The organism is uncultured Eudoraea sp. (assembly GCF_947258525.1).
Taxonomy (GTDB): Bacteria; Bacteroidota; Bacteroidia; order Flavobacteriales; family Flavobacteriaceae; genus Eudoraea.
Window position 1 is genome coordinate 1 of sequence record NZ_CAMYIP010000011.1, and the last position, 25955, is coordinate 25955.

At 37.5% G+C, this 25955-nt stretch carries 26 protein-coding genes; 17 read left to right on the plus strand and 9 right to left on the minus strand.

Annotated elements, in window-relative coordinates; translation table 11 throughout:
* The 4 genes from Q0X89_RS00370 to Q0X89_RS00385 form a co-directional block, all read right to left on the minus strand.
* Nucleotides 1-290: hypothetical protein (locus Q0X89_RS00370; protein ID WP_297690625.1), on the minus strand; the 290-nt coding region annotated here is incomplete at its 3' end.
* Nucleotides 291-382: 92 nt separating this feature from the next.
* On the minus strand, nucleotides 383-748 hold the full coding sequence (locus Q0X89_RS00375; RefSeq protein WP_297690626.1) for a hypothetical protein: 366 nt from the start codon (nucleotides 746-748) through the stop codon (nucleotides 383-385).
* 199 nt (nucleotides 749-947) lie between these two features.
* Nucleotides 948-1580, minus strand: a complete 633-nt coding sequence (locus Q0X89_RS00380) for a hypothetical protein (protein WP_297690627.1) — start codon at nucleotides 1578-1580, stop codon at nucleotides 948-950.
* 178 nt (nucleotides 1581-1758) lie between these two features.
* The gene (locus Q0X89_RS00385; protein ID WP_297690628.1) at nucleotides 1759-2478 is read right to left on the minus strand and encodes a DUF4919 domain-containing protein; all 720 of its coding nucleotides are present in this window, start codon (nucleotides 2476-2478) and stop codon (nucleotides 1759-1761) included.
* Between the two features lie 326 nt (nucleotides 2479-2804).
* Between Q0X89_RS00385 and Q0X89_RS00390 the strand changes: the two genes are divergently transcribed.
* From Q0X89_RS00390 to Q0X89_RS00415, 6 genes are all read left to right on the plus strand, one after another.
* The gene (locus Q0X89_RS00390) at nucleotides 2805-3968 is read left to right on the plus strand and encodes an HlyD family efflux transporter periplasmic adaptor subunit (protein ID WP_297690629.1); all 1164 of its coding nucleotides are present in this window, start codon (nucleotides 2805-2807) and stop codon (nucleotides 3966-3968) included.
* A gap of 115 nt (nucleotides 3969-4083) precedes the next feature.
* Entirely contained in the window at nucleotides 4084-4242 is a 159-nt protein-coding gene (locus Q0X89_RS00395) for a hypothetical protein (RefSeq protein ID WP_297690630.1), read from the plus strand.
* A 21-nt stretch (nucleotides 4243-4263) separates the two neighbouring features.
* Nucleotides 4264-4422 carry a hypothetical protein gene (locus Q0X89_RS00400; RefSeq protein ID WP_297690631.1) on the plus strand — a complete coding sequence of 53 codons (159 nt, stop codon included), beginning with the start codon at nucleotides 4264-4266 and terminating at the stop codon, nucleotides 4420-4422.
* A gap of 36 nt (nucleotides 4423-4458) precedes the next feature.
* Nucleotides 4459-4617: a hypothetical protein gene (locus Q0X89_RS00405; RefSeq protein WP_297690632.1), complete on the plus strand. Its 159-nt coding sequence runs from the start codon at nucleotides 4459-4461 to the stop codon at nucleotides 4615-4617.
* Nucleotides 4618-4806: 189 nt separating this feature from the next.
* A complete protein-coding gene (locus tag Q0X89_RS00410) occupies nucleotides 4807-5544 on the plus strand; it encodes a CPBP family glutamic-type intramembrane protease (RefSeq protein WP_297690633.1) in 738 nt (245 codons plus the stop codon).
* A 392-nt stretch (nucleotides 5545-5936) separates the two neighbouring features.
* On the plus strand, nucleotides 5937-8093 hold the full coding sequence (locus Q0X89_RS00415) for a peptidase domain-containing ABC transporter (RefSeq protein WP_297690634.1): 2157 nt from the start codon (nucleotides 5937-5939) through the stop codon (nucleotides 8091-8093).
* A 29-nt stretch (nucleotides 8094-8122) separates the two neighbouring features.
* Here the strand turns inward: Q0X89_RS00415 and Q0X89_RS00420 are convergent, their stop codons facing one another.
* Both Q0X89_RS00420 and Q0X89_RS00425 read right to left on the minus strand, forming a co-directional pair.
* On the minus strand, nucleotides 8123-11383 hold the full coding sequence (locus Q0X89_RS00420; RefSeq protein ID WP_297690635.1) for a S41 family peptidase: 3261 nt from the start codon (nucleotides 11381-11383) through the stop codon (nucleotides 8123-8125).
* Nucleotides 11384-11592: 209 nt separating this feature from the next.
* Nucleotides 11593-12927, minus strand: coding sequence for a Na+/H+ antiporter NhaC family protein (locus Q0X89_RS00425; protein ID WP_297690636.1), 1335 nt, complete (start codon nucleotides 12925-12927; stop codon nucleotides 11593-11595).
* Between the two features lie 194 nt (nucleotides 12928-13121).
* On the opposite strand from Q0X89_RS00425, the gene Q0X89_RS00430 reads away from it, so the two are divergent.
* Together Q0X89_RS00430 and Q0X89_RS00435 are read left to right on the plus strand one after the other, a co-directional pair.
* The gene (locus Q0X89_RS00430) at nucleotides 13122-14180 is read left to right on the plus strand and encodes a hypothetical protein (protein ID WP_297690637.1); all 1059 of its coding nucleotides are present in this window, start codon (nucleotides 13122-13124) and stop codon (nucleotides 14178-14180) included.
* Between the two features lie 353 nt (nucleotides 14181-14533).
* Nucleotides 14534-15037, plus strand: coding sequence for a membrane lipoprotein lipid attachment site-containing protein (locus Q0X89_RS00435; protein WP_297690638.1), 504 nt, complete (start codon nucleotides 14534-14536; stop codon nucleotides 15035-15037).
* Between the two features lie 128 nt (nucleotides 15038-15165).
* On the opposite strand, the gene Q0X89_RS00440 is transcribed toward Q0X89_RS00435, so the two are convergent.
* A complete protein-coding gene (locus tag Q0X89_RS00440; RefSeq protein WP_297690639.1) occupies nucleotides 15166-15501 on the minus strand; it encodes a TerB family tellurite resistance protein in 336 nt (111 codons plus the stop codon).
* A 165-nt stretch (nucleotides 15502-15666) separates the two neighbouring features.
* Here Q0X89_RS00440 and Q0X89_RS00445 point away from each other — a divergent pair, with 165 nt between their 5' ends.
* A complete protein-coding gene (locus Q0X89_RS00445) occupies nucleotides 15667-17043 on the plus strand; it encodes a glucoamylase family protein (protein WP_297690640.1) in 1377 nt (458 codons plus the stop codon).
* Between the two features lie 11 nt (nucleotides 17044-17054).
* Complete coding sequence (locus tag Q0X89_RS00450) at nucleotides 17055-17906, plus strand: endonuclease/exonuclease/phosphatase family protein (protein ID WP_297690641.1); 852 nt, start codon at nucleotides 17055-17057, stop codon at nucleotides 17904-17906.
* Here Q0X89_RS00450 and Q0X89_RS00455 read toward each other — a convergent pair.
* Nucleotides 17890-18627 (minus strand): sulfite exporter TauE/SafE family protein, encoded by a 738-nt coding sequence (locus tag Q0X89_RS00455; RefSeq protein ID WP_297690642.1) that lies wholly within the window; start codon nucleotides 18625-18627, stop codon nucleotides 17890-17892. The genes Q0X89_RS00450 and Q0X89_RS00455 overlap by 17 nt on opposite strands.
* Nucleotides 18628-18718: 91 nt before the next feature.
* On the opposite strand from Q0X89_RS00455, the gene Q0X89_RS00460 reads away from it, so the two are divergent.
* On the plus strand, nucleotides 18719-20530 hold the full coding sequence (locus Q0X89_RS00460; RefSeq protein WP_297690643.1) for a sodium:solute symporter family protein: 1812 nt from the start codon (nucleotides 18719-18721) through the stop codon (nucleotides 20528-20530).
* 4 nt (nucleotides 20531-20534) lie between these two features.
* Complete coding sequence (locus tag Q0X89_RS00465; protein WP_297690644.1) at nucleotides 20535-21623, plus strand: heparan-alpha-glucosaminide N-acetyltransferase domain-containing protein; 1089 nt, start codon at nucleotides 20535-20537, stop codon at nucleotides 21621-21623.
* Nucleotides 21624-21674: 51 nt separating this feature from the next.
* On the opposite strand, the gene Q0X89_RS00470 is transcribed toward Q0X89_RS00465, so the two are convergent.
* Entirely contained in the window at nucleotides 21675-22265 is a 591-nt protein-coding gene (locus tag Q0X89_RS00470; RefSeq protein WP_297690645.1) for a riboflavin synthase, read from the minus strand.
* 58 nt (nucleotides 22266-22323) lie between these two features.
* Here Q0X89_RS00470 and pdxA point away from each other — a divergent pair, with 58 nt between their 5' ends.
* The 5 genes from pdxA (at nucleotide 22324) to accB (ending at nucleotide 25912) form a co-directional block, all read left to right on the plus strand.
* Complete coding sequence (gene pdxA / locus Q0X89_RS00475; protein WP_297690691.1) at nucleotides 22324-23370, plus strand: 4-hydroxythreonine-4-phosphate dehydrogenase PdxA; 1047 nt, start codon at nucleotides 22324-22326, stop codon at nucleotides 23368-23370.
* A 117-nt stretch (nucleotides 23371-23487) separates the two neighbouring features.
* Nucleotides 23488-24018: a DUF177 domain-containing protein gene (locus Q0X89_RS00480; RefSeq protein WP_297690646.1), complete on the plus strand. Its 531-nt coding sequence runs from the start codon at nucleotides 23488-23490 to the stop codon at nucleotides 24016-24018.
* 8 nt (nucleotides 24019-24026) lie between these two features.
* A complete protein-coding gene (gene rpmF, locus Q0X89_RS00485; RefSeq protein ID WP_297690647.1) occupies nucleotides 24027-24224 on the plus strand; it encodes a 50S ribosomal protein L32 in 198 nt (65 codons plus the stop codon).
* A 171-nt stretch (nucleotides 24225-24395) separates the two neighbouring features.
* Nucleotides 24396-25400: a beta-ketoacyl-ACP synthase III gene (locus Q0X89_RS00490; protein ID WP_297690648.1), complete on the plus strand. Its 1005-nt coding sequence runs from the start codon at nucleotides 24396-24398 to the stop codon at nucleotides 25398-25400.
* Nucleotides 25401-25411: 11 nt separating this feature from the next.
* Nucleotides 25412-25912 (plus strand): acetyl-CoA carboxylase biotin carboxyl carrier protein, encoded by a 501-nt coding sequence (gene accB / locus Q0X89_RS00495; protein ID WP_297690649.1) that lies wholly within the window; start codon nucleotides 25412-25414, stop codon nucleotides 25910-25912.
* The last annotated feature ends 43 nt before the right edge of the window (nucleotides 25913-25955 follow it).

The following is a 25955-nucleotide window of genomic DNA, read 5'->3' on the forward strand; positions in this document are numbered from 1 at the left end:
AATCCATCACAGTTATAATTTAGTTGTAATTCATTATCTGCAATTGAATAATTTCCACCAATACATTCGGCAAATCTGTCTGATGTAAAAGTTCCGTTTATAAGAAACTCAATTTCCTCTCCATTTTTAACATTTACCCAGTATTGTGGACCACCGGCACTGATAAAAGCTTCGGTTTCTTTCCATTTTCCCGATATTGAGGTTGCATCGGCAATAATTGGCTCATCTGGTGTTTTATTGCATCCAAAACTAAATATCAGTGCTATTATTAAATAATATTTCAATTTCATTAGTTTCTTTCAAGATGCTAATATTCTTTAGCGTTGCGCTTAATTATTGCAGTTATTGCAGAACGTATTTCTTTAAAATACAACAAAGAGTTTTATTTTTTATCGGAAATCATACACCCATTCCACTTATTATCTTTTAATGAAATTATTAGAAAATCGAAATCATCGGATTTACAGGAGCCACTAGATTTACCGCCAGAGCTTGAAAGTGTTTTAATATTTCCTGATTCATCCCGTGAGTATAAGATTTCAATGCCTTCAACAAAATTGCGTAAAACACCAATTCGGGAATTAATTTCCTCATCATTCATATCCTTGTCTATTCGTATTACAACATCGAACTCCGAATTTGCTATCGCCTGGTATATATTGGTAGCAGGAATTTGAGTCACATCGTTTTGCCCGAATACGTTATGAAAATTGATTAATAATATAACAGGAATAATAATTTTGGTCATTTGTTTCATTGGTTCAAATTTAAATTTGTTCTATAACGGTCTAGTATAACCGTCAGTTAGGTGTTTATATGGGTTAATTTTCAGTTTGACATATACTTTAGTAATTACTGATTGGATTAGCTAGAGCCCGCCCTGAGCGCAGTTGAAGGGTAGTCGAATAAGCCGTTCCGAGCTAAGCGAACAGTGCAATAAATTGCGGTTATACATTGTTGTAGCCAGTGTTTTTTTTTACTGATGTTGCAATAATTTCATAAGGTTTCTCGGGAAAACCGAAAAGAACTGCTTTTTCTTTGTCCATTTCCTTAATCCCAATAAGCGTTCTTCTTTCCCCATTATCGTAAATTGATGCGAAATACGTCCCTTGCAGACTTTCTAACAGCAATTTTTGCCCTTCTTTTTTTAGTCTTTTGTTGACTTCCTGAATAGCCGGGCTGTCCAAATTTTTGTTAAAGACTATCGGGATTATTTCTTCATTCCATTCCGCTTTTAAATCTATCTGTTGAATTTCTTTACGGGTCAATTTTGTTTTTGTTGGCTCAATTCTTTCATAATCTGTTGCGAACTTGGTGTCTTCCGTAATCGACTCAGTTTCGCTTATTACAATTTGCTTTTCCCCCATTCGATATATCCGAATCCGATTATCCGCGACAAATTCATGTTTTGTTTGGGATAATTTTTCAACATGATTTTGTTTTTTCTCCAATAGTCCGTTTTCAGCTTTTTTCGAAAGTTTGTAATAGATAATTTGGTCATTTTTGAACTCAATAAATTCTGGATACCAGTAAGTATCTGCACCCTTAATCATTAACCAAGTTCCTTCAAATTTGTTCACTTATTTATGACTTTCTAAAAGTTTTTTCAACATTGAGTACAACGTTGAGTGTATGGTGTCGTGCGAGACTACGAAGCGATTTCCTGTCAAGTTACACTAACTTTTCTTACGAGCCACTAGCCCTCGAAAACTGCCGAAACCCGCATGCACTTTACACATTGTTGGCAATTGTAATTTCTTAGTTACCTGTTATTAGAGGTTCAAAAATCTTGGTAACATCAAAGTAAATCCCTTTAATCTTTTCTTTATTTTTTCTCACTTTAATATAGTGGTATAACTCACCTTTATTATAATGGTAATCATCACCTACAAGTTTTTGCATCACTGGTTGAAACCTCTTTATACGTAAAATATCATACTCGTGTTGAGTTGATATAACATGAAATGCTGAAGATTCACTTTTCCCATCTCCACTTGAAAGAATCGTCTCAATAATCATTTTTACTTTATACAAATATCTTTTTTCATTATCTAGATCTCCCTTTTTATGATAATAGTAAGTCAATTGACTTAAATCTCCGATATTGTAAGGGCTTTTTTCAAGGATCAAGTTGGTGTATTTAAATAGCGAATCATTATCGCTGGATGTTAATTGATTTTCAGGTATCTGGGCGTAGGTATCAATTTTTCTAATTATATTAATTATATCAACTGAATCCTCATAATTTACATATTTATCATTGTAAATAAATCCATAATATAAATGAATATAATCATCCTTATCTAAGGTAGTATCGTTTTGAACAAACCTATTATACAAATCAGGATAGCTAAACCTGGAATCAGAATTGGTTATCTCCGTTTTTATAAGTTCATAATCCGGTCGTTTATAGTCCTCTTGCGAGGACAGATTTCCAAAAATCAAAGTGAGAATTGCAATTAATCTTATTGTTTTCATATGATTTTAAATTCTGTATGCCGAGTTGCCTGCTATTATTGTTGCCAACTTGCTTTATGTGGCCTACCGGTTCAAACATCCGGACAGTCCGTCCGTATAAGCAGATTTCTGCCAACATTTTATCCCAAACCAACAGCTACCTAAATATATGGACTATTCCAAAAATAACTTTGTACGAAAACCATAGACTTTCCATGGTTTCATAGGGCACCGCAAGTTTCATTGAAACTCCCGGACATGTTGCACCTCCTTTGCAGTTGAGGGGTATATATTGTTTTCCCAAAACCATTCCCATAATTAGGTTCAATTTTTAGCATAATGGAATTATGAAAAAGGTTTTTCCCAGGGAGATCCTCGAAAACACCGCCGAAGTACACAAGTTTAAGCACAGTACCGGAAGCAAGGTTATATACCTACTCATTCTGCTCATACTAATAGGGGCATTTATAGCGCTGCCTTTTATAAAAATAGATGTCATTTCCCAGGCCAGGGGCATTATTAAGCCTGATATTGAACGTGTGCACATAAGCCTAATTAATTCCGGACAGGTAATTTACAACGGTCTTTTCAACAATAAAAAAGTAGCTAAAGGAGACACACTCCTAATCCTGAATGATCAGGGGATAGACCAGAAGCTTGCCTTTTCTGATTTTCAAACCAGGGAAAAACTTGCCTATATTCAAGATCTAAGCCTGCTTTTAAGGCAAAAAAAAGTGAGACTTTCAGACATTAATTCTGCCAGGTATCAGAAGAGTTACCTTCAATATCATCAAAAACTGGACGAGCTTCAGATTCGATTGCAAAAAAGAAAACGCGATTTTGAACGGTATAAACCCTTATATGAAAAAGGGGTAATTGCAAGGGCAGAATACGACAATCATAAATTTGAATACGACCTGGCGAAATCTGAAATATTCCAACACAGAAATCGGCAACAAAATGAATGGCAGGCAGAACTATCGCAGTACAACATCACCCTTAAAGAGTTGCAGGCAAAGTATGATCAACTTGTGGAGAGCAAAAGCAGGTTTGTTATTACTGCCCCCGTGAGCGGAACTTTACTAAATATAAAGCAGCAGGAAACAGGAAGTTTCGTAATAGCAGGTACGGTACTGGCTCAAATTTCCCCAAATACAGAACTGCTGGTAGAATGTTATGTAAGCCCCGCAGATATTGGCCTTATTAAAGAGCAGGATACTGCCAAATATCAGATAGATGCATATGACTACAGCCAATGGGGACTTGCATCCGGGAAAGTAGTTGAGATAGGAAAAGATATTGAATTCCTTGAAGACCAATCTGTGTTTAAAGTACGTTGTAGTTTGGATCAGAAATACCTCTTGCTAAAAAACGGATTTAGGGGAAATCTAAAAAAAGGGATGACCCTTAACGCTAATTTTAGGTTGAGCAGGCGTACGCTTTTCGAACTACTTTATGATAAAATGAACAATTGGTTAGATCCTGCCAGTAATTCTCTTGCACACCAATAATTTTGAAACTGTATGCAGGTGGTTTGCGGTGAAAGTCTTGATATTAGCCGGTAACAGATCATCCAGGTGCGCAATGGAGGGTTATAAACATAATGTGTAATTAAAAATAAATAAGATGGAAAATTTAAAAGAATTGAGTTTATATGAAATAAATAATATTCAGGGGGGCTTTGCCGGGGCGCCACCAAGGTTTATTACAGACACGGCGGTGGTTGTCGGAAGAACGGTATCTGCCTGGTGGAAGGGTTTTAAAAATGGAACAGAATTATTCTAATTAAATGAAATGACAATAAGTATGAGAAATTTAGATAAAAATGAATTGAAAAATACAGCTGGCGGTTATAAGCCGGCCTGGTATGAAATATTGGCTTTTATGGCAGGCGATATGGCGGGGAGAGGCCTCGATTTTGCCCACGGTTTTTGGGATGGAATTAATGGTGTAGAAAAGCACTGAAAAGTTGAATTAAATAACTATTTAAATCTAAAAAATATGGAATTTAAACATTTAAATATAAACGAAGTAACGGCAATCAATGGTGGTACTAAAAGGGACTATGGTTTTGGACATGCAGTGGGCGATCATATCAGACATGGTGTCCAGACCTTTGGTGATATTGTAGATTGGGCGTTTGGTCTTGTTCGCGGTTAACAAGATCTACAGACTCTAAAAGTCACTTCTTTCATTGGAGTGACTTTTTACAATTCAATCCTATTCGCCTTTGTAAATATTAACTATATGAAAATCACCGAATTCTTAAATTTAGCAGGGCTAACAAAACTTACCCTTTTAATTTCATATACTGTTGTTTAATCAAAATACTAGTATCAACCTCAGACTATGGATAATCAAGAAAAATTCTCTTTCAAAGAAATTGTACTACGGAAAATAATTATAATAATCAATTTCGTAAAAGACCCGGATAACAATCTGACCAAATATTACGATGTAAAAAAGAATCTCAGTGCTACTCTTACATTTTATTTGATCCATTTGTTTTTTCTCATACTATGGGTTACAATAATATTTATCATATCAATTGATTTAGGCAGTCCTCCTGCAGCTAAAATCAGGGAAATGATGTCACCACTGAATTTTATGTTGTATGCCCTGATTATAGGGCCTATTCTTGAAGAGACCACATTAAGATTGTCACTTGTCTTTAAACCAATATATTTATCAATTTCTATTTTACTTCTTTCCTATATCCTTATCTCCAGATTGGGTTACGGAGTAGGAAATTTGGACATCGAAGAACATTTATGGGTTAGAATAATATCTTCAATTCTAATAGCCGTATTCACTTATTTAATATCTAAAAAGTATTCGAGAAATTTTTCAAGCTTTTGGGATGCAAATTTCAGATGGATCTATTATTTTTCAATAATAGTTTTTGCATTGCTCCATTTAGATTTTGCAGAATTAACTCTTGGCAAATTTTTGTTTTTTCCATTACTTACATTTCCTCAGGTATTATTCGCTGTTATGAGCGGTTATATCAGGATTAAATACGGGTTTATATATGCTTGCCTGTTTCATGGGATGAATAATATTTTGCCTGGTCTATCAAACTTATAATATTATCATGTACTATGAGGAGTTTATGCAGTGAATACAAAGATCTTAGCTGATAATGACATCCAGGTGCGCAATGGGCGTTAGAAGTATATGTTTAATTAAATAAATAAAAATTATGACGATAAAAGAGCTAAGACCAATTGATCTTCAAACTATTAATGGAGGCACAAAAACGGATTATAATAATGGGCGCAATATAGGCGCGGAAATCAGGGAAATTTTACAAAGTTATCCCCTATTTTTATTATTCCCAGTGTAGTTTTATCCGCCTGGCATAAATAATAAGAAAGAAAACCACTTCATAGCAGAGGTGGTTTCTTCGTATTAATTCAGTTCAATTTGCAGTCTGGCTGCAGCCCACCCCTATATATTGTTGACTAAAGCGGAACCTTATGGCAAGAATTACCATTAAACAGCACGATATCACAGATTGTGGTGCAGCCTGTTTGGCATCCATAGCATCCCATTATGAACTTCATATTCCAATAGCCAGGATTAGGCAATATGCAGGTACTGATAAAAAAGGCACCAATGTTTTGGGTCTTTTGGAAGCTGCACAAAAATTAGGATTTAATGCCAAAGGGGTAAGGGGAGATTTTGATAGCCTTTTTAAAATACCTAAGCCCGCAATAGCACATGTTATTGTGAAAGAAGTATTGCATCATTATACTGTAATCTATGAAGTGAATAAACGGCATATTTCTATCATGGACCCTGCCTTTGGCAAACTCCAAAAAAAGACTCATGAAGAGTTTCAAAAAGAATGGACAGGGGTTTTGGTACTCCTATCACCTAAAGAGAATTTTAGTAAAGGCAATGAAAAAGTCTCGGTTTATAAACGCTTCTGGTTTCTTTTAAAACCTCATAAATGGGTGCTCCTGCAAGCATTTGCCGGAGCTGTAGTGTATACACTTTTGGGTTTTTCAACGTCTATTTATATTCAAAAATTAACCGACTTTGTTTTTATTGGCGGGAATACCAGGTTATTAAATTTATTAAGCATCATTATGTTGCTTTTACTGATTTTACAATTGCTGATTGGCGTATTTAAGGATGTTTTTTTGATAAAATCTGGTCAGCAGATTGATGTTCGTCTTATCCTTGGCTATTACAAACATCTTTTAAAATTACCCCAGCAATTCTTCGACACAATGCGCGTTGGCGAAATCATTTCCCGAATTAATGATGCGGTAAAGATCAGAACATTTATTAACGGAGTTTCCTTAAACCTTACTGTAAACGTGCTAATAATTTTCTTCTCTTTTGGCATTATGTTTTCGTTCTACTGGAAATTGGCACTTATCATGTTAACCGTTATTCCGGTTTATGCGGCCGTTTATTTTATTGTTAATGCTCTAAACAGAAAAACGGAACGAAAGATCATGGAAAAATCAGCAGAATTGGAAAGTCAGTTGGTAGAATCCCTAAATGCTGTTGGTACCATAAAACGATTTGGGCTGGAAAGCTTTGCTAATATAAAGACGGAAACTAAATTTATAAGCTTATTAAAGACAGCGTATAACTCAGCATTAAACTCAGTATTCTCCGCTACCGGCAGTGATTCTATATCCAAACTGTTTACAATCATCCTTTTGTGGAGCGGTACTTACTTTGTCATAAATCGGGATATCACGCCCGGAGAACTAATGTCTTTTTATGCTATTGTAGGCTATTTTACAGGGCCGGCAGCAAGTCTTATAGGGTCTAACCGGCAAATACAGAATGCTCTGATTGCTGCAGAGCGTTTATTTGAGATAATGGATCTGCAAAGGGAGGAAGATGAAAACAGGATTATTATAAAAAGGGAAAATCTTGGCGACATACATTTCAAAGATGTCACCTTCAGATATGGCACCAGGGTTGAGGTCTTTAAAAGGTTAAATTTACTTATCCCCAAAGGTAAGATTACCGCTATAGTGGGAGAAAGTGGCTCTGGAAAATCTACGCTTATATCTTTATTACAAAATCTCTATCCAATTCAAAAAGGAACTATTTCCATAGGGGAAATTGATTTGAAATACGCAGATAAAACAAGTCTGAGGAATTTAGTTTCCGTGGTTCCACAGAAAATTGACCTGTTCGCAGGAGATGTCATAGAAAATATTGCAGTAGGCGAATTTGCCCCTGAAATGGAAAGGGTTATTCAAATCTGTAAAAGGATTGGAATTTTAGATTTTATCGAAAACCTCCCAAATGGCTTTAATACTTATCTGGGAGAAAATGGCGCTACCCTTTCAGGTGGTCAAAAACAGCGAATTGCTATTGCCAGGGCATTATACAAAAATCCGGAAGTGTTGGTTTTGGATGAGGCAACGTCGGCTTTGGACAGCAGTTCGGAAAGCTATGTCCAGAAAGCGGTTGACAGCTTTAATGAGACCAACAAAACTGTCGTGATCATAGCCCACAGATTGAGTACAGTTTTCAGGGCCCACAAGATAGTTGTATTAACCAGAGGCAAAGTAATGGAGCAAGGCTCGCATAGTGAGCTATACAATAGCAAAGGTGTCTACTACAAACTCTGGCAACAACAAATGCCACAGTCCTTTTAGAATGCTAGTTGGCATAATAGAACATTGGTCTAATTGCGGTTTTCATAAGCTGGTCTGGCAGGCTGCTTAAAGCTGCTATTACTGTTTAGCAATTTCATAACTTCTTTAATACCAGCCTCAAGTTGTGCATCTGTGCCATTTGCCAATTTCTGAAAATCTTCCACAACTTCAATATCTGCATCTACGCCGTGTCCTTCTTTGAACCAGGTTCCATCCGGGTCGTACATTCTAAAGGTTGGCACAGTAATAATACCATTGTCTATTAGACCAGGCGCTCCGGAAATTCCAATCAAACCACCCCATGTGCGTGTGCCGATCAGTGGCCCAAGTCCCCTCTTTTTAAAATAATCCGGAAAAGCATCTCCTCCGGAGCCGCTAAAGCCATTGATAAGCATGACTTTTGGACCAAAATTACCGGCAGGGGGCCATGACCAATCGCTACCATCTCTAACGGCCCAAAAGGCCAAAGGTTTGCGATCTAATAATTCAATGAACCTGTCAGGGATTTGACCGCCACTATTGAAACGTTCATCTATAATCATACCTTCTTTATTCATCTGGGCATAAAATTGCCTAACCAGTTCATTTTGACCATCTCGCCCGGTACTTCGTACATAGACGTATCCAATTTTACCATTGGTTTCCCTGTCTACCCGTTGGCGATTACCTTCTATCCAGGATAAATGTCGTAACCTGGTTTCGGAGGGGATTGGTTTTACAACAACTTTTTTTGAACCAATAAGTGACGGACTGCTGTTTACTGTGATTTGTACGGCTACATCAGCCAATCCCTGAAATGAAGCAAAAATTGGTTTTGTAGGATCTATTAACTGGCCATTTACCGCCAGAATGTAATCACCTTCTTTTACGTCTACACCCGGTTTTTCTAATGGTGAACGCACTTCAATATCCCAGGGGGCACCCGAGATTATTTTTTTTATTCTGTAATGTCCATTTTCCAGGCTAAAATCAGCACCCAAATAACCAATATTCATTCTTTTGCGCTGTGCTAAATCACCACCACGATTATAGGTATGAGAGGCATTTAACTCTGCAATAAGATCGCCAATAATAATATTTATATCGCTTCGCGAACTAGCCTGATCTACTAACTGCCCATATCGGGTTTTCATTTTATTCCAGTCAACCCCATGCATATTTGGATCGTAGAAATAGTCGCGTTCAAAGCGCCATACATCATTAAATAGCTGTTTCCACTCTTCTTTAGGAACCACATTCATAATCATATTTTCCGTAGGGACCGTTTTCTCAATTTTCTGATCTGCTTTAATATCAATTACTGCCAGTTTTTGATCTTGCGTAACCAATACTTTTTTCCCATCTGCAGACACCTCAAAATTTGCAACATCAGGAATAATGGTTTTAACTTCTCTTTCTTTAAGATCATAATAATCAAGCGACTGTTCAACGCCCTCGGGAGATCCTGAGTTGGGGTAACGCATAAATAAAAGCTTATCTTCCACGGCCTTTAGATCGCCTAAATTACCCGGGGCAACATCTAACATTTCTACCCTACTTTCAAATCCATCAATATCAATGATGGTAGGTTCAATTTCTTTTTTAGTTTCTTTATCTTTTTTACTACTCTTCTTATCGTCTTCTTTCTCCTCATCCTTTTCAGGTGTTTCTACCTCGTCATTTTTTACTGCCAGCAAAGATTTTTCCGATTTGCTTAAGGTTCCTACTGCTATTTTGCTGGTGTTTGGATAGATAAAAGTATTATCCAGATCTGAATATACCGGCTGGAATGTTCTATTGGTAGCAAAGAAAAGGTGTTTGCCATCTGCGCTAAAAGCCGGAGAAAAATCCGTATAATAACCCGAGGTAAGCTGAGATACTTTCTTGTTCTCTGTGTCATATAAAAATATGGCAGTAGTGGCCATATTATCATTTCTTCTGGCATAAGCAACCCATTTGCTATCCGGGGACCATGTTACGCTAAAATCGCGTAAAACACCTTCGAACATTCTTTTACCTTTATCCACTTTAGTTGCCTCGGCGGTATTGATATCAATATAATTTATGGTCATAGATTGATCTACATAGACAATTTTCTTACTGTCGGGAGACCAATAGATGGAATAATTAAAGCCACTGGTAAAATTCGTGATTGTTTTTGGCGGTTTGTTGCCGGTCATATCATAAATCATCAATTGATATTCACCGGATGCGTCACTCCAGCAAGCCACAGAATTCCCATCAGGTGACCAGGCCGGTTTGCGTTCGGCACTGCCCGAGGTAGCAGAAATATTTGCTACAAAACCTTCTGTTGCAGGTAAACTAAATAATTCACCCCTGGCCTGAACTACAAGTCTGTTACCATCAGGTGATAAGGTTGAATTTTGTAAAAAAGAAGCAACATTCTTTTGTTCGGGAATGAGCCCCCTTTGATCTGATATTATCTCAATGTTTAACTCGGTTTCTGTGGCCGAAGTTAAATTGTATAAATATAATTTTCCACCTGCTTCAAAAATAATATCAGCGGAACTGCTTTCCGGGAAAGTAATGTCAAAATCTTTAAAATTGGTTAACTGGCTATGAGTTCTGCTGGCCAGATCATATTTCCACAAGTTATTTCGTTCATTCGGCCCGTTATCCGACATGTAATAAATTGCTTCTCCATTCCACATCGGCAATTCATCATTTGCACTGTTATTGGTTATATTTTCTGTCGCAAATGTGTTTAGATCAAATACCATAATATCTGCTGCACGGCCACCGCGGTACCTTTTCCAATTTCTGTTTACACGTGATTTGTCCGTGTATGCTATTTTATTTCCATCCGGCGAAAATGAAGCAAATTCACCATAGGGGATTGGTAGTTTTTCAGGAGATCCTCCGGCTATTGAAATGGTATAAAATTGACTAAAGCTTTGCCGCCCACTTTCCCGTGAAGATGAAAACAACACATGCTTCCCGTCCGGGGTCCACCCCAGGACCCTGTCAAACATGCCATGATAGGTGAGCCGTTTGGGAATACCACCATTTGTATTAATAATATAAATATCGCTATTTCCATGATAGTTGGCGGTATAGGCAATCATAGTACCATCCGGAGAAAATCTTGGATAACTTTCAGACCCTTCTGGCGAACTTAATTTACTGGCCTTACCCCCGGATTTTGGAGAAATCCATACATCATCCCCATAAATGAAAGTAATATGTGTATCAGACACATCAGGATGTTGCATTAAACTACCGCTAATTTGAGCGCTTGCAGATCCATAAATGAGTAATGCAAATATTAAAGCTAAATATGTTTTTCTCATGATTTTGTTTGGATTTCGTTTTTGATGAATGAGCAAAAATACGGGTTACACGGGAACTAACCAGATTTACATTATATTAAATAGTATAATCCTTTGCGGAAAAATTTTGTTCCTGAACCCGGGCATATTGATTTTGGCCTTAATTCAGTTCCATAATATAAAACAGGTTCTTATAATTATCTGCTAAAAGTGAATTGGCTTTTAAGAAGTTACAGACCTATAGAGATGCCAGTCACCAGCGCTATTGCACTTATGCCCAAAATAACAAGGACGAGTTTAAGGGCAAATTTAAACCATTTGTCAAAGGAGATCCCTGCAATGGCAAGAACGGCCATTAAACCTCCGTTGGTAGGGATAATCAGATCCGTCATTACGGCACCATATTGATAGGCCAAAACACATACCTGCCTGGAAATTCCTATAAGATCAGATAAAGGAGCCAATATGGGCATAGTTAAAACGGCCTGACCGGAATAGCTGGGCACTACAAAATGTAGAAGCGATTGTGATACCATCATGGAAATAGCCGACAAGCTTTTCGGAAGATATTGCATAGGGGTAAAGAGACCGTATATAATGCTGTCAATAATCAACCCCCGCTCAAGGATTATGGAAATACTGCTTGATAAGCCAACGATCATTGAGGCAAAAATCATGGCTTTAAAACCGTCAATATAGGCCAGACTTGTGCCATTTATCCCCAGTTTTCCTATCAAGCCTACCACCAGGGCCAGTATAAAAAACTCTGCAGACATTTCATTAAAACCCCAATTGTATTCCAGGATACCTATAATTAAAATAATAAATGCTATTGCTACCAACCCCAGGATTATTGCACTTCGCGTATTCAGGTTCTTTTTTTCAAAAATGTGCTCTTCTTCACTAACAACCTTATTTTTATTGGCATATCTGATTACCATAAACATCCATATGCAAAATGCTATCGCCATAACCACTAAACGGAAACCACTACCCGATAAAAACTCCAGGCCTGTCTCTTTTTGGGCGATAACCACGGCAAAAGGATTAATAGGGCTAAATGAGGCTCCCAATATTGCGGAACCATAACTTATTGCCACTGCCACAAACGAATTATAACCCAGTCTGGATGATAGATACAAAAGCACAGGAGTCATGGCAATAATTTCTTCCTGTAACCCACTTAATGCCCCCCCTGCAAGAAAGGCCAGGGAGACTACAATCAGAGCTATTTCTTCCTTTCCCTGCAAGAGCATCGTTAGAAATTCAATGCCGTCTTTTAAAGCTCCGGTTCTTTCTATGACATAAAAACTACCTCCAATTAATAATATAAGTGCAATTAAATCGGCTCTATTGATAAACCCTTCCGGAATGGACATGAAAGTATCCCATACAGAAACAGATGGCGCATCTATCTGCTGATAGGAATTGTCTACAACACTGAGCTGATTGGTTTCCGGATTAATTACCCTTTGGTATTCGCCCTGTGGAATGATATAGGTTAAGATTGCAGCAAATAGAATAAACCCGATCATGATGACAAGGGCATTTGGGAAGTTTTTCATTTATTGGAAAGGTTTTAGGTTGGTTTAGTCCGGAAAGTTAGCGATTAAATTTTCTTTTCAGGAAGTTAGACTCTAAACATCCGGTGATTGGAATTATACTCAAATAAGGATTGCAAGTAAGCTGCTGAGGTATCCCGAAGCCATGGTATGTTGAAATTTAATTGATTATATTTAAGAAGGCTGAAAATGGAATTATGAAAAGCCAAACAACATTTATTTTTCTTCTTCTTAATTTGTCGTTGGGTCATTTTATGTTATCCCAGCAAGCTGCTAGTACAGGTTTTAATGAGACGACGGAGCTATTTAAAGATCAGGAAGAATTGTCTATAAGACTAAAATTCTCTACCAAAAACCTTAGGGCGAACACCAATGATAGTACCTATATAGCGTCTACACTTTGGTACAAGGATGCGAGAGATCTATGGGATTCCATTGATATTAAGCTCAGAGCCCGTGGTAATTTCAGGCGTAATAACTGTTATTACGTTCCATTGCGAATCAAGATAAAAAAATCTAAAGCAAAAGGGACAATCTTTGAAGGAAACAAAAAACTCAAAGTTGTTCTTCCGTGTCTGGAGGGCAGAAATGGTAATGACTATGTTCTAAAGGAGTATTTGGCCTATAAGCTATATGAAGATATTTCGCCATATCATTTCAAAACCAGATTGGTGGATCTCGAATTTCTTGAAGAGAAAGGACAACGAATAAAAGAGCACAGGATCCAGGGCTTTCTCATTGAGGATATTGATAATGTTGCCGAACGTGTAAATGGAAAGCAGATAAAAAGGATTATACATCCCTTGCAGCATGATGCCGTTTACGCGGTGGAAAATGCATTTTTTGAATACATGATAGGAAATACGGACTATTCTTCAAGGGTTCAACACAATCAACGGCTTTTGTTTATTGATGATAAGATTATTTCGGTTCCTTACGATTTTGATATGTCAGGGTTGGTGAATACACATTACGCAACAGTGTCTAATATCCAGAACATACCTGTACAAATAGATCAGGTTACACAACGCGCATACAAGGGGTATATGAGGGATGAAGAAGTATTCCAAAAAGTACGACAGACCTACCTTGCTCACAAAGAACGAATTTTTGCCGTAGTTGATGGTTTAAAAATCCATTTCCGGGACGCGGCTCAGCTATCTACGGCTGAAGATTTTATTACGTCTTTTTATAAAATTCTTGAGGATGATAAAAAATTCGAGAGGAATATAATTAAACGCACCCGGACTAAATAAATTCCAAGGTAAATACCATAATTAATTGCTGCCTGAAACCTCCGAATAATTTCATGGAGTATTTTTATATTAAGTTGATATAAAAAATGCGAAACTGTATGAAATTACTAAAGTATTTTTGAGAACCAAAGTTTTGTTGGATGCATTCATTTTAATGATGGTCATGACAAAATGGAGAATGATGAAATTATATAACCGACTATTTTGCTACGGTAAAAAAAGTACTGCGTTCGGACAATAATAAAGGGTCTTCATCCACCTTGGTTATGATTGAGTATGCAAAAATTATATGTTTGTACCCAATTTCTTCACAGGAAGACATACTTATATCTATTAACTAATTATTGAAACACATGAAAAAAGTTATTCTCTTATTTACTGCTATCGTAATTCTGGCAAGTTGCCAGGAAAAAGTACAGGAACCAAAGGCGCCAATGCCGGATCCGAATATGGAAAAATTTCATAAGAATGTAGAAACCACAAAGGCTTTTTTGGAGGCATTTTCCAACAATGACTCCCTTAACTTTGGGCAATATGTCACCGATGATTTTATCTGGTCACCGCCCAGTGTAGGAAGCGACTCCTTGCCCAGAGCTACCTGGGAAGAAGCTATGAAAGGTTTTATGAAAGGGTATAATAACAAAAAACTAACCAATGCACAGTATTTTGCGGGCTTGGGAGAGGATCAAAAACCCAATGGAGATGTCCGAGTTTACGGACTTTGGGAATCGGTAAATGCGGAAACCGGAAAAGACTCCAGATTAAAATATTATGCAGTCTACTTTTTTAATGATGACGGCAAAATTATACATTCTGCAGAATGGTATGACACAGCTGATCTGACTAAAGAATTTTAGGGATGTTTGCTGGGCATATTTCTTGACATTATTTGCCAGGAATAGGTTTATAATATAAAATCCGACTTTTTTCGAAAAGTCGGATTTTTAATTTTATCCTTTGTAATAAACTATAATACCCCGCTTACCTAATCAAGCGCTGATTCAATATCTATACCGGCTTCCAGGAGAATATTAAAAACAAGACGGTATTCATCTTCGCTAAATTCCCCGTCGGCATTAGCCATCTCACTTAACATTACTCCTAATGCATGTTTTTTATTCTCTGGCATGGCTTTCAGCACTTGCATGCACTCTTTGGCTGTTATTTTCCTGGCTTCTTCTATCAGAATTCGGTCAAATTTTAGTATATCCATCAATTGGGTCAGAAAGTCAATTTCACTTTGACTAACTTTTCCATCCACCAGAATAACCTCATCAATGGCTTTTACTATGGCTAGTTTTTCAGCTAAATTAAATTTCATTATTTCTCTTTCTATAATTGATATGATTATTTTTTTCGAATAAATTATGATATACAAGGTAATCAAAAAAAGTCATTCTTACATCCTTTTTAACGGCATTCCTACAAGAAGAACAATAGACAAAGTTTTTGTAACTTATCAAATAAAAATTCAACACAGCATAGCATGTTACATAAATTTTTCATCCCTTGGGCCGTAACTATGCTTTGCATATTATTACTTCTAAGCTGCGACAATCAGAAATCAATTGAAGTAAAGGAAAATGAGTCTGCCATGGAGACTGAATCATCTTTTACAGATTCAGAATTGTTAGATCTGGTTCAGCAACAGACATTTAATTATTTCTGGGAAGGGGCGGAACCTGTTTCGGGTCTGGCCAGGGAACGTTTTCATGCAGACAATAACTATCCTAACCATTCCAAAGATATTATAACTTCTGGGGGATCGGGTTTTGGGTTAATGGCCATCCTTGTTGGTGTTGAGCGAGGCTATATTAGCAGGGAAGAAGCTATTGAACGGTATACAAAGATCATTGATTTCCTTGAAAATGCCGATCGTTTTCATGGCGCCTGGCCACATTGGTTAAATCCCGATGGTACGGTTTATCCTTTTAGTCCTGCTGATAATGGAGGTGACCTTGTAGAAACGGCCTTTTTAGTGCAGGGTTTGCTAACCGTTAAGGAGTATCTGAGTGAATCCGAACCTGAAGAAAAAGAGCTGGCAGCGAGGATAACTAAACTATGGGAAGAAGTTGAATGGGATTGGTATACCAGAGGCGGAGAGGAAGTACTTTACTGGCATTGGAGCCCGCAATATGGATGGGAAATGAACTTTGCAATTGGTGGTTACAATGAATGTCTTGTACTCTATGTGCTGGCAGCAGCGTCACCAACTCATGGAATTGAAAAAAAAGTATATGATAACGGATGGGCCAGGGCGGGTGCTATTCTTAATGATACCATCTTTTATGGTTTGGATACGGAATTAGACCATTATGAGTTCAGTAATGACCCGGTAGGGCCTTTGTTTTGGGCGCATTATTCTTACTTAGGATTAGATCCTAAAGGCCTGCAGGACCAATTTGCGGATTATTGGAAATTAAACACTAATCATGCATTGATCCATTATTCTTATTGTGTAGACAACCCAATGGATTTTGAAGGATATGGTAAAAATCAATGGGGGCTAACTTCCAGCTATTCAATGGCAGGTTATGCAGGACACCAACCGAGCAATGATCTTGGGGTTATTTCACCAACGGCAGCCTTATCTTCTATGCCATATACTCCGGAAGAAAGCATCGATTTTTTAAGACAATTGTATACGAAACAGGACTCGCTTATAGGGATATACGGACCGTATGATGCATATAGTAATGAGTATAATTGGTATCTGCCCAGATATCTGGCCATAGATCAGGGACCCATTCCGGTAATGATAGAGAACTACAGATCTGGTCTGTTATGGAGTTTATTCATGAATAATGAAGACGTGCAAAACGGCTTGAGAAAATTGAATTTCACTAGTCCTTATTTGCAATAAATATTCAATCTATGATACAAAGAAACCTTATAATTCTGATGTTATTTATGTTCATGGAACTGAATTTAAATGCCCAGGATATAACCGTTGTTTCTTATAACATTAGATTGGATGTTGCTTCTGATAGCCTGAATCGATGGGACAACAGAAAGGACTTTTTAATCGGTCAGCTCAACTTTCACGGCCCTGATGTTTTTGGTATCCAGGAAGGATTATTACATCAGCTGGAAGAAATAAAGCAGGGAATGCCCGGGTATAAATATCTTGGAAAAGGGCGGGAGGATGGACTCAAAAAAGGCGAGTTTTCAGCAATTTTCTATAATACAGAGGAGTTGGAACTACTTGAAGAAAATACTTTTTGGCTTTCTGAAACACCCCAAGTACCTTCTAAAGGATGGGATGCTGCCATAAAGAGAGTCTGTACCTACGGATTATTTAAAGTTAAAGGTGGAGCTCAAAAATTCTGGGTGTTTAACACGCATTTTGACCATAGAGGGGAAGAAGCCAGAAAAGAAAGTGCATTATTGATCATGGAAAGAATACAAGAATTAAATATGCAGAATTTACCTGTTATACTAACTGGTGATCTTAACCTGGAACCAAATCATCCGAGTATTTTATTACTCTCCAGTGTTATGCAGGATAGCCATCTCCTCGCCGGAGAAAAGGCTTTTGGTCCTGAAGGAACATTTAACGGGTTTAATTTCTCCGAACCCATAACAAGGAGGATAGATTATATATTCCTCTCTAAAACAGGATTTCAGCTTATTAAATATGCTATATTGAGTGATTCTAAAGATTTGAGGTATCCTTCAGATCATTTCCCTGTTCTTACAAAATTGTCCATTACCGAAAAAGAATGAGGATAGCCCCTATGGCGGTTAAAATAAGGATCATTTTCCTGTAAAACTTTTCACGGATTATTTTAACCAACCGCACCCCAATAAATAACCCTAAAATGATACCAGGGATTAGCTTTAGGTCTATCACTAAAGTTTCCCAACTTATTGTTTTCCAAACAAAAATGTGAAAAGGTAGTTTAATGGCATTTACAATCAGGAACAGCCACGCCGCGGTACCGATAAATGCATTTTTAGGGAGTCGCATCGCCAAAAAATAGATATTTGAAAAAGCACCGGCTAAATTTCCTATCATTGTGGTAATACCCGCCATTACGCCCATAAAACCTCCAAAAGCCCAGTGTGAAGGGACCGATTTTGATTTTCTCAGATCCCACCAGTACATTAATAATACACTTACCAGAATGATACCAGACATTCCAATTTTAAATGTTTTTTCCGGAAGGTCTTTTCCAACCAAGACACCTATTAATATACCAAAAACCATCCATGGCAGGAAGCGTAAAATATAATTCCATTGTGCGTGCCTGTTGTAATAGATCACCGCAAAGACATCACCTACCAAAAGTAAAGGGACAATAAGACCGGTAGATTCTTTGGCTCCGAAGGCGAGTGCCATAAGGGTGACAATAATAATGGCGATACCTTTAAGTCCTGCCTTAGAAATCCCGAGGATTACAGAAGCAGTAAAGGCCAAAATCCAGGAAGTAGTCGTGATTTCCAAAACAGTTTGTTTAGTATTTAGTTGGTCTGTGGAACAAAAAACAAAAGTATCCTAAAAAATAATATCTTTATGCCACGACCAAAACCAAACTATGGAACTAAGCACGCTAGACTATTCATTTATAATTGTATTTTTTTCAATTGTTCTTAGTATCGGGATTCTTGTTTCAAAGAAATCCGGAAAAAATACATCAGAATTTTTCTTATCCGGCCGAACTATGCCCTGGTGGCTATTGGGACTTTCCATGGTGGCAACCACATTTTCGACAGATACACCAAATCTGGTTACAGATATTGTAAGGACGAATGGCGTTTCAGGGAATTGGGTCTGGTGGGCCTTTCTAATAACCGGCCTGTTAACCGTATTTGTTTATGCCAAGCTTTGGAGAAAATCTAATGTAAATACAGATCTCGAATTTTATGAGATCCGTTATGGTGGAGCTCCGGCAAGATTTTTAAGAAAGTTTCGCGCTGTTTACCTTGGGGTTATTTTTAACGTAATCACAATGTCTGCAGTTACCCTGGCAGCTATTAAGATTGGTGGAATAATGCTTGGGCTGGAGCCTTGGCAGACCGTAATAAGTGCCGGATTAATTACGGTGACTTTTAGTGCCTTAGGGGGCTTTAAAGGTGTTGTATATACGGATTTTTTGCTATTTTTTGTTGCAATGGGAGGTGCAATCGGTGCCGCATATTATTTGGTAAATCTACCTGAGGTAGGAGGTATTGAAGCAATTATGGCCAACGAAAATGTCCGGGATAAACTGAATATACTGCCAGACTTTAGCAATAAGCAGGCACTTATAACTCTTTTTATTATACCCCTTGCAGTACAATGGTGGAGTTCATGGTATCCGGGAGCGGAACCGGGTGGCGGTGGATATATCGCACAAAGAATGCTGGCTGCCAAAAATGAAAACCATGCCATAGGCGCCACATTTTTCTTCAACATTATGCATTACGCTTTACGGCCATGGCCCTGGATCCTCGTGGCTTTGGCCTCATTAGTGGTTTATCCGGATATTGCCAGTATTCACGAAGCATTCCCAAACATGACGGAAGATAAATTAGGACATGATCTGGCATATTCCGCCATGCTTACCAAGTTACCCAGCGGGCTTCTGGGCTTGGTTCTTGCTTCTTTAGTTGCTGCCTACATGAGTACAATTTCTACTCAGCTAAACTGGGGCTCTTCTTATATTGTCTATGATTTTTATAAACAACAGATAAACCCCGATGCTTCAGAAAAACGATTGGTTGCGGTGGGCAGATTGTCCACTGTGGTCCTAATGGTATTTAGCGCTCTTCTTGCCTTGTTATTACAGAATGCACTTCAATTATTTGAAGTTTTATTGGTATTTGGCGCAGGGACCGGTTTAATTTTTATTTTGAGGTGGTTCTGGTGGCGAATAAATGCCTGGAGCGAGATTACTGCAATGTTTGCTTCCGGTATAATATCCATTGTTCTTAAACTAACAGCAGTAGGACCATTTTTATTTGCTGCAGATACAGGGGTGTTCCCCGATTGGTCTGAGTATATTTTTGTTGTTTTAGTGACCACATTCATATGGTTGGCTGCCACTTTTATGACTCAGCCCGAATCCAAATTAGTGCTGAGAGAGTTCTATAAAAAAATTCAACCAGGAGGCCCCGGCTGGAAGAAAGTCATTAACGATGCAAACTCGGATGGGGTTGTAATTGCAGATCCTAAAGAAAAGTGGAGTGTCCCCCAGGGTATTTCTGCAATGCTTTTGGGTTGTGTACTTATTTATACTTGTATGTTTGCCACAGGTTATTGGATTTACGGGGAAATTAAACTGGCTTCCATATTAACGGTAATTGCAATTGTTTCCGGAATTTTATTAGCTCGTATCTGGAACCGTATGAAAGAAAATATTTTATAGAATTGTGAAAGAACGAATTATTTCCGTCGATATTTTTAGGGGTCTTACCATAGTCCTTATGATTTTGGTAAACACACCGGGAACCTGGTCCAATGTTTATGCACCTTTTTTACATGCTGAATGGCATGGTTACACCCCTACAGATCTGGTTTTTCCATTCTTTCTTTTTATAGTAGGTACCTCCATAGCATTTGCATATAAAAATAAAACAACAAGCTCGGCTACCTATAAAAAAATTACAGTAAGGACCTTAAAATTAATAGGTTTAGGACTTTTCCTGGGAGCATTTACAATTTATTTTCCTTTTATTAAAGATTTCGAAAGTATCCGGTTTCCCGGTGTCTTGCAGCGTATAGGGGTCGTTTTCTTTTTTGCCGCAATTTTGTTTATAAATTTTAACTGGAAAGTACTTCTTGGTATTTGCATAACAATAGTTCTTGGATATTGGATATGGATGGGATTTATTCCTATTAATGGGATGGAACCAACATTTGACAGAGCACCAAACAACTGGGCTAACTATATAGACCTTAATATAATTGGCACCCATATGTACAAGGAGGATTATGATCCCGAAGGATTATTTAGCACGCTGCCAGCCATAGCCACTTCTTTGATGGGCATATTTACAGGTTTAATTCTTTTGTCAAAAAGAACCAAGAAGGAATTACTGTTATTTGGAATAGGGACAGTTTTAGTTGTTATAGGTCATCTGTGGGACCTTGTGTTTCCTATTAACAAGGCTATTTGGAGTAGCAGTTTTGTATTAGTTACGGCGGGTTGGGCTAATATTTTCCTGGCTTTAATTTATTATCTGACGGATATTAGGGGGATTAAATTTGGCAGTATTTTCCGATACGCCGGCTCTAATGCAATCACGGTTTATTTTTTATCAAGCTTTGTTTCCAAAATATTCTATTCAATAAAAATTGATGAGCAAACAACACTACATCAGTGGTTGTTTCAGAATATTTACCTTCACGATATTATGCCGGTTGAGTTATCTTCACTCCTGTATGCATTGACGGTAGTTTCCTTCTATTTACTGTTAGCATATGTAATGTACAGACGAAAAATATTTATTAAAGTTTAAGTTATTGGTATTAACCCAAATGTTCTTAGCAGTATCTATATTATTTTTCGGTTAGGATTGTAGTTCCAGATAACGGGCAACGTATTTACCAATTACGTCAAATTCCAGATTCACCAAACTACCGATTTCATATTCTTTAAAGCGCGTATGCTCATAGGTATAGGGGATAATTGCCACACTAAAAGCATTTTTTTCAGAATTAACAACTGTTAAGCTAACCCCGTCTACTGTAATTGATCCTTTTTCAATTGTAATATTATTAAGTTTCGGATCGTATTTAAAAGTGAACAGCCAACTACCGTCATTCATGATTATTTTGCTGCAAACAGCTGTTTGATCTACATGGCCCTGAACCAGGTGCCCGTCTAATCTGGAACCCATAACCATGGCTCTTTCCAGGTTAACCAGCTGTCCTTCCTTTAATTCCGAAAGGTTTGTTTTTTGCAATGTTTCATCAATGGCTGTAACTGTATAATAAGGTGTGTCTTTTTCTACGACCGTAAGGCATACCCCGTTGTGCGATACACTTTGGTCTATTTTTAATTCGTCCGTTATAAGAGAACTGACAGTTATGTGAAGATTACCTCCTTCTTTTCGTAATCTGTGAATTTTGCCTAAAGTTTCAATTATTCCTGTAAACATGTATCGTTTAAAATAAGTAGTTTTGCTCTGTAAAAGTAGAAATAAAGAGTTTGATAACATGGAGGAATTGGCAAAAATAAGGGTTGGGATTTCCATAGGGGATTTAAATGGCATAGGAGGCGAAGTAATCCTGAAAACATTTGAGGATTCCAGAATGACTGATTTTTGCACCCCAATTATTTTTGCGTCAAACAAGACCATTTCGAAATTCAAGAACGATCTCAAAATTAATATTAGCTACAACGGGATTAAAGAAGTTCAAAAGGCAATAGCAGGTAAAATTAATGTAGTAAATGCCTGGACCGAAACTCCAAACATTAACTATGGACAAGCTACTGAAGAAAGTGGTAAATATGCTTTAAAGTCGCTTCGGACCGCTGTAAATGCTTTAAAAAATAATGAAATAGATTTATTGGTGACAGCTCCAATCAATAAAAAAAATATACAAACTAAAGATTTTAACTTTCCCGGACATACAGATTATCTGGCGAGTGAATTGGAAGGGGAAAGTTTGATGTTCATGGTTACTGATAATCTTAGAATTGGTTTACTTACAGATCACTTGGCTGTAAAGGATGTACCGGAAGCCATTACACCTGAACTTATTCGCAATAAAATCCGGATTATGGAGAATACCTTAAAGATGGATTTTGGTATACGAAAACCAAAAATTGCTCTTTTAGGGATTAATCCTCATAGTGGAGACAACGGTGTCATTGGCAAGGAGGATGATGAAGTTCTAAAACCGGTTATTCGCGAATTATCAGATGACGGACATTTGGTATATGGCCCTTATGCGGCTGACAGTTTTTTTGGATCTGAAGGGTATAAGAGCTTTGATGCAATTCTAGCTGCCTACCATGATCAGGGTTTAATTCCGTTTAAAACGCTCTCCTTCGGCAAGGGAGTGAATTTTACTGCTGGTTTGTCAAAAGTGCGCACTTCTCCCGATCACGGGACAGCTTATGAAATAGCGGGCAAAGGAAAGGCCGATCCGGCTTCTTTTAAAGAAGCTGTCTTTATGGCAATAAGTATCTTCAGGAAAAGGAAAGAGTTTCAAAAGCTAATGAAGAACCCTTTGCAAAAACAGAAAATGAAACGTTGATAATTTGAATATAACCCATTTGTTTCGGGTATATTCCTTGGGAAATATATTTTCTTTTTAATTGGGTTTTTAGAAAAAAAAGGTATCTTTGCACGCCTTAAACTAGTGTATAGCGCCATGAAGAATAAGGAATACAGTATTCCTTTTGCAGGATTAAAACAAGGGAAACACAAGTTTGAATATCATATAGACAATACGTTCTTTGAATCTTTTGATTACCTTGAATTTAATGATGCGGCTATTAGCCTGCACATTGCATTGGACAAATTGTCTACGGTTCTCGAGCTTGAAATGAAGTCGAAAGGTATAGTAAATCTCCATTGTGATCTTACTAATGAACCTTTTGATCAGAATATAGAAGCTTCGTTGAAACTTTTAGTGAAGTTCGGTGAAGCCTTTAATGACGAGGATGATGAAATACTCATTATTCCACATGGAGAACATCAGGTTAATATTGCACAATACATTTATGAAATGATTGTATTGTCGGTGCCTTCCAAGCGCATACATCCCGGGGTATTAGACGGGACATTAAATTCAGATGCACTCAAAAGGCTTGAAGAATTGCAGCCAAAAGAGAATAAGAAAGACAAGAATAAAATAGATCCCAGGTGGGAGGCATTAAAAAAATTACTAACGGATAAATAGATTATAAAATGGCACATCCTAAAAGGAAAATATCCAGAACAAGAAGGGATAAGAGAAGAACTCATTATAAGGCAGTTGCCCCTACTCTTGCAAAGGATCCAACGACAGGAGAATTGCACTTATATCACAGAGCGCATTGGCACGAAGGTAAGTTGTATTACCGCGGGCAGGTTCTAATTGATAAGACAGAAGAAGAAACAGTATAGTATACCGTGCTATAATTTTAAACTCCCACTTATAAATGAATGGGAGTTTTTTTATGGCGTAGACCAAAATCTTTAAATATTATCTTTTTGGTTAAAAAGTCCTAAAAATTGACTATTTTTCACGGATTTTCGACCATTTTTTAAGGTTTCTTGATAATAACCGCACTTATTATGGGCAGAATAACAGCAGCGATTACAGCTGTAGGGGCATACTTACCAGACTTCAGGTTAACCAATAAAATTTTGGAAACTATGGTGGATACTACGGATGAGTGGATAACCACCAGAACAGGAATCAAAGAAAGAAGAATTTTAAAAGATAAAGATAAGGGCACTTCTTATCTGGCCATTAAGGCGGCAGAAAATTTAATAAGCAAGTCTAATTTGGATCCGACAGAAATTGATCTCGTAATTGTTGGAACTGCAACACCTGATTTGCCGGTTGCTTCAACAGCAGCTTATGTAGCCACAAAGATTGGGGCTATAAACGCATTTTCATTTGATATGCAGGCTGCTTGTTCTAACTTTTTATATGGAATGTCTACTGCAGCGCGCTATATTGAATCCGGGAAGTATAAAAAGGTCCTGCTGATCGGTGCTGATAAAATGTCGTCTATCCTTGATTATACAGATAGAACCACCTGTATAATTTTTGGTGATGGAGCCGGAGCGGTTCTCTTTGAACCAAATCATGAAGGATTGGGCTTACAAGATGAATATTTGAGATCTGATGGTTCCGGAAGAGAATTTTTGAGGATTGAAGCAGGAGGTTCTCTAATGCCTTCGACCGAAGAAACTGTCAAAAACAAATTACATTATGTTTTTCAGGATGGAAAATCGGTTTTTAAATTTGCTGTTTCAAACATGGCAGATGTGGCGGCGAAAATAATGGAACGTAACAATCTTACACATGATGATGTAGATTGGTTAATACCACATCAGGCAAATAAAAGAATTATTGATGCGACGGCAAAGAGGATGGAATTGGAAGAGTCTAAGGTGATGATGAATATTGAAAGATATGGGAATACAACCTCAGCAACACTACCTTTATTACTGTCTGATTACGAATCGAAACTGAAAAAGGGAGATAACCTGGTATTTGCAGCTTTTGGAGGAGGATTTACCTGGGGATCCATATATTTAAAATGGGCATATAATAACAATAACGAATAAAATAGAATTCCATGGATATAAAAGAAATTCAAAGTTTAATAAAATTTGTAGCCAAATCGGGCGCTAGTGAAGTGAAACTTGAAACCGATGAAATTAAAATAACCATTAGGACAGGAGCATTTAACACACAACCGGAATCTACTACCTATGTGCAGCAAATACCGGTTAGTGCTGCACCTGCTGCTCCATCTTTAGCACCTGCACCAGTATCCGGCGCGGAAGCTACTCCTGAAGCAAGTGCAGATACTTCGGGCACAGATGAAGACTCTAAATATATTACTATTAAATCGCCCATTATTGGCACTTTTTATAGAAAACCATCTCCGGACAAACCGCCATTTGTTGAGGTTGGTGCTAATATATCACAGGGTGATGTATTGTGTGTAATTGAGGCAATGAAATTATTCAATGATATAGAATCTGAAGTTTCAGGTAAAATAATAAAAGTGTTAGTTGAGGATTCTTCTCCGGTGGAGTTTGACCAGCCTTTATTCCTGGTAGATCCCTCTTAAAAATTATTTACAAGGACTTGTTATCAAAACACATTTAAATGTT

Coding starts and splice junctions, on each gene's coding strand:
- Q0X89_RS00375 (WP_297690626.1), bottom strand. CDS start 748: ATGACCAAAATTATTATTCCTGTTATATTATTAATCAATTTTCATAAC.
- Q0X89_RS00385 (WP_297690628.1), bottom strand. CDS start 2,478: ATGAAAACAATAAGATTAATTGCAATTCTCACTTTGATTTTTGGAAAT.
- Q0X89_RS00390 (WP_297690629.1), top strand. CDS start 2,805: ATGAAAAAGGTTTTTCCCAGGGAGATCCTCGAAAACACCGCCGAAGTA.
- Q0X89_RS00395 (WP_297690630.1), top strand. CDS start 4,084: ATGGAAAATTTAAAAGAATTGAGTTTATATGAAATAAATAATATTCAG.
- Q0X89_RS00400 (WP_297690631.1), top strand. CDS start 4,264: ATGAGAAATTTAGATAAAAATGAATTGAAAAATACAGCTGGCGGTTAT.
- Q0X89_RS00405 (WP_297690632.1), top strand. CDS start 4,459: ATGGAATTTAAACATTTAAATATAAACGAAGTAACGGCAATCAATGGT.
- Q0X89_RS00410 (WP_297690633.1), top strand. CDS start 4,807: ATGGATAATCAAGAAAAATTCTCTTTCAAAGAAATTGTACTACGGAAA.
- Q0X89_RS00415 (WP_297690634.1), top strand. CDS start 5,937: ATGGCAAGAATTACCATTAAACAGCACGATATCACAGATTGTGGTGCA.
- Q0X89_RS00420 (WP_297690635.1), bottom strand. CDS start 11,383: ATGAGAAAAACATATTTAGCTTTAATATTTGCATTACTCATTTATGGA.
- Q0X89_RS00425 (WP_297690636.1), bottom strand. CDS start 12,927: ATGAAAAACTTCCCAAATGCCCTTGTCATCATGATCGGGTTTATTCTA.
- Q0X89_RS00430 (WP_297690637.1), top strand. CDS start 13,122: ATGAAAAGCCAAACAACATTTATTTTTCTTCTTCTTAATTTGTCGTTG.
- Q0X89_RS00435 (WP_297690638.1), top strand. CDS start 14,534: ATGAAAAAAGTTATTCTCTTATTTACTGCTATCGTAATTCTGGCAAGT.
- Q0X89_RS00440 (WP_297690639.1), bottom strand. CDS start 15,501: ATGAAATTTAATTTAGCTGAAAAACTAGCCATAGTAAAAGCCATTGAT.
- Q0X89_RS00445 (WP_297690640.1), top strand. CDS start 15,667: ATGTTACATAAATTTTTCATCCCTTGGGCCGTAACTATGCTTTGCATA.
- Q0X89_RS00450 (WP_297690641.1), top strand. CDS start 17,055: ATGATACAAAGAAACCTTATAATTCTGATGTTATTTATGTTCATGGAA.
- Q0X89_RS00460 (WP_297690643.1), top strand. CDS start 18,719: ATGGAACTAAGCACGCTAGACTATTCATTTATAATTGTATTTTTTTCA.
- Q0X89_RS00470 (WP_297690645.1), bottom strand. CDS start 22,265: ATGTTTACAGGAATAATTGAAACTTTAGGCAAAATTCACAGATTACGA.
- pdxA (WP_297690691.1), top strand. CDS start 22,324: ATGGAGGAATTGGCAAAAATAAGGGTTGGGATTTCCATAGGGGATTTA.
- Q0X89_RS00480 (WP_297690646.1), top strand. CDS start 23,488: ATGAAGAATAAGGAATACAGTATTCCTTTTGCAGGATTAAAACAAGGG.
- rpmF (WP_297690647.1), top strand. CDS start 24,027: ATGGCACATCCTAAAAGGAAAATATCCAGAACAAGAAGGGATAAGAGA.
- Q0X89_RS00490 (WP_297690648.1), top strand. CDS start 24,396: ATGGGCAGAATAACAGCAGCGATTACAGCTGTAGGGGCATACTTACCA.
- accB (WP_297690649.1), top strand. CDS start 25,412: ATGGATATAAAAGAAATTCAAAGTTTAATAAAATTTGTAGCCAAATCG.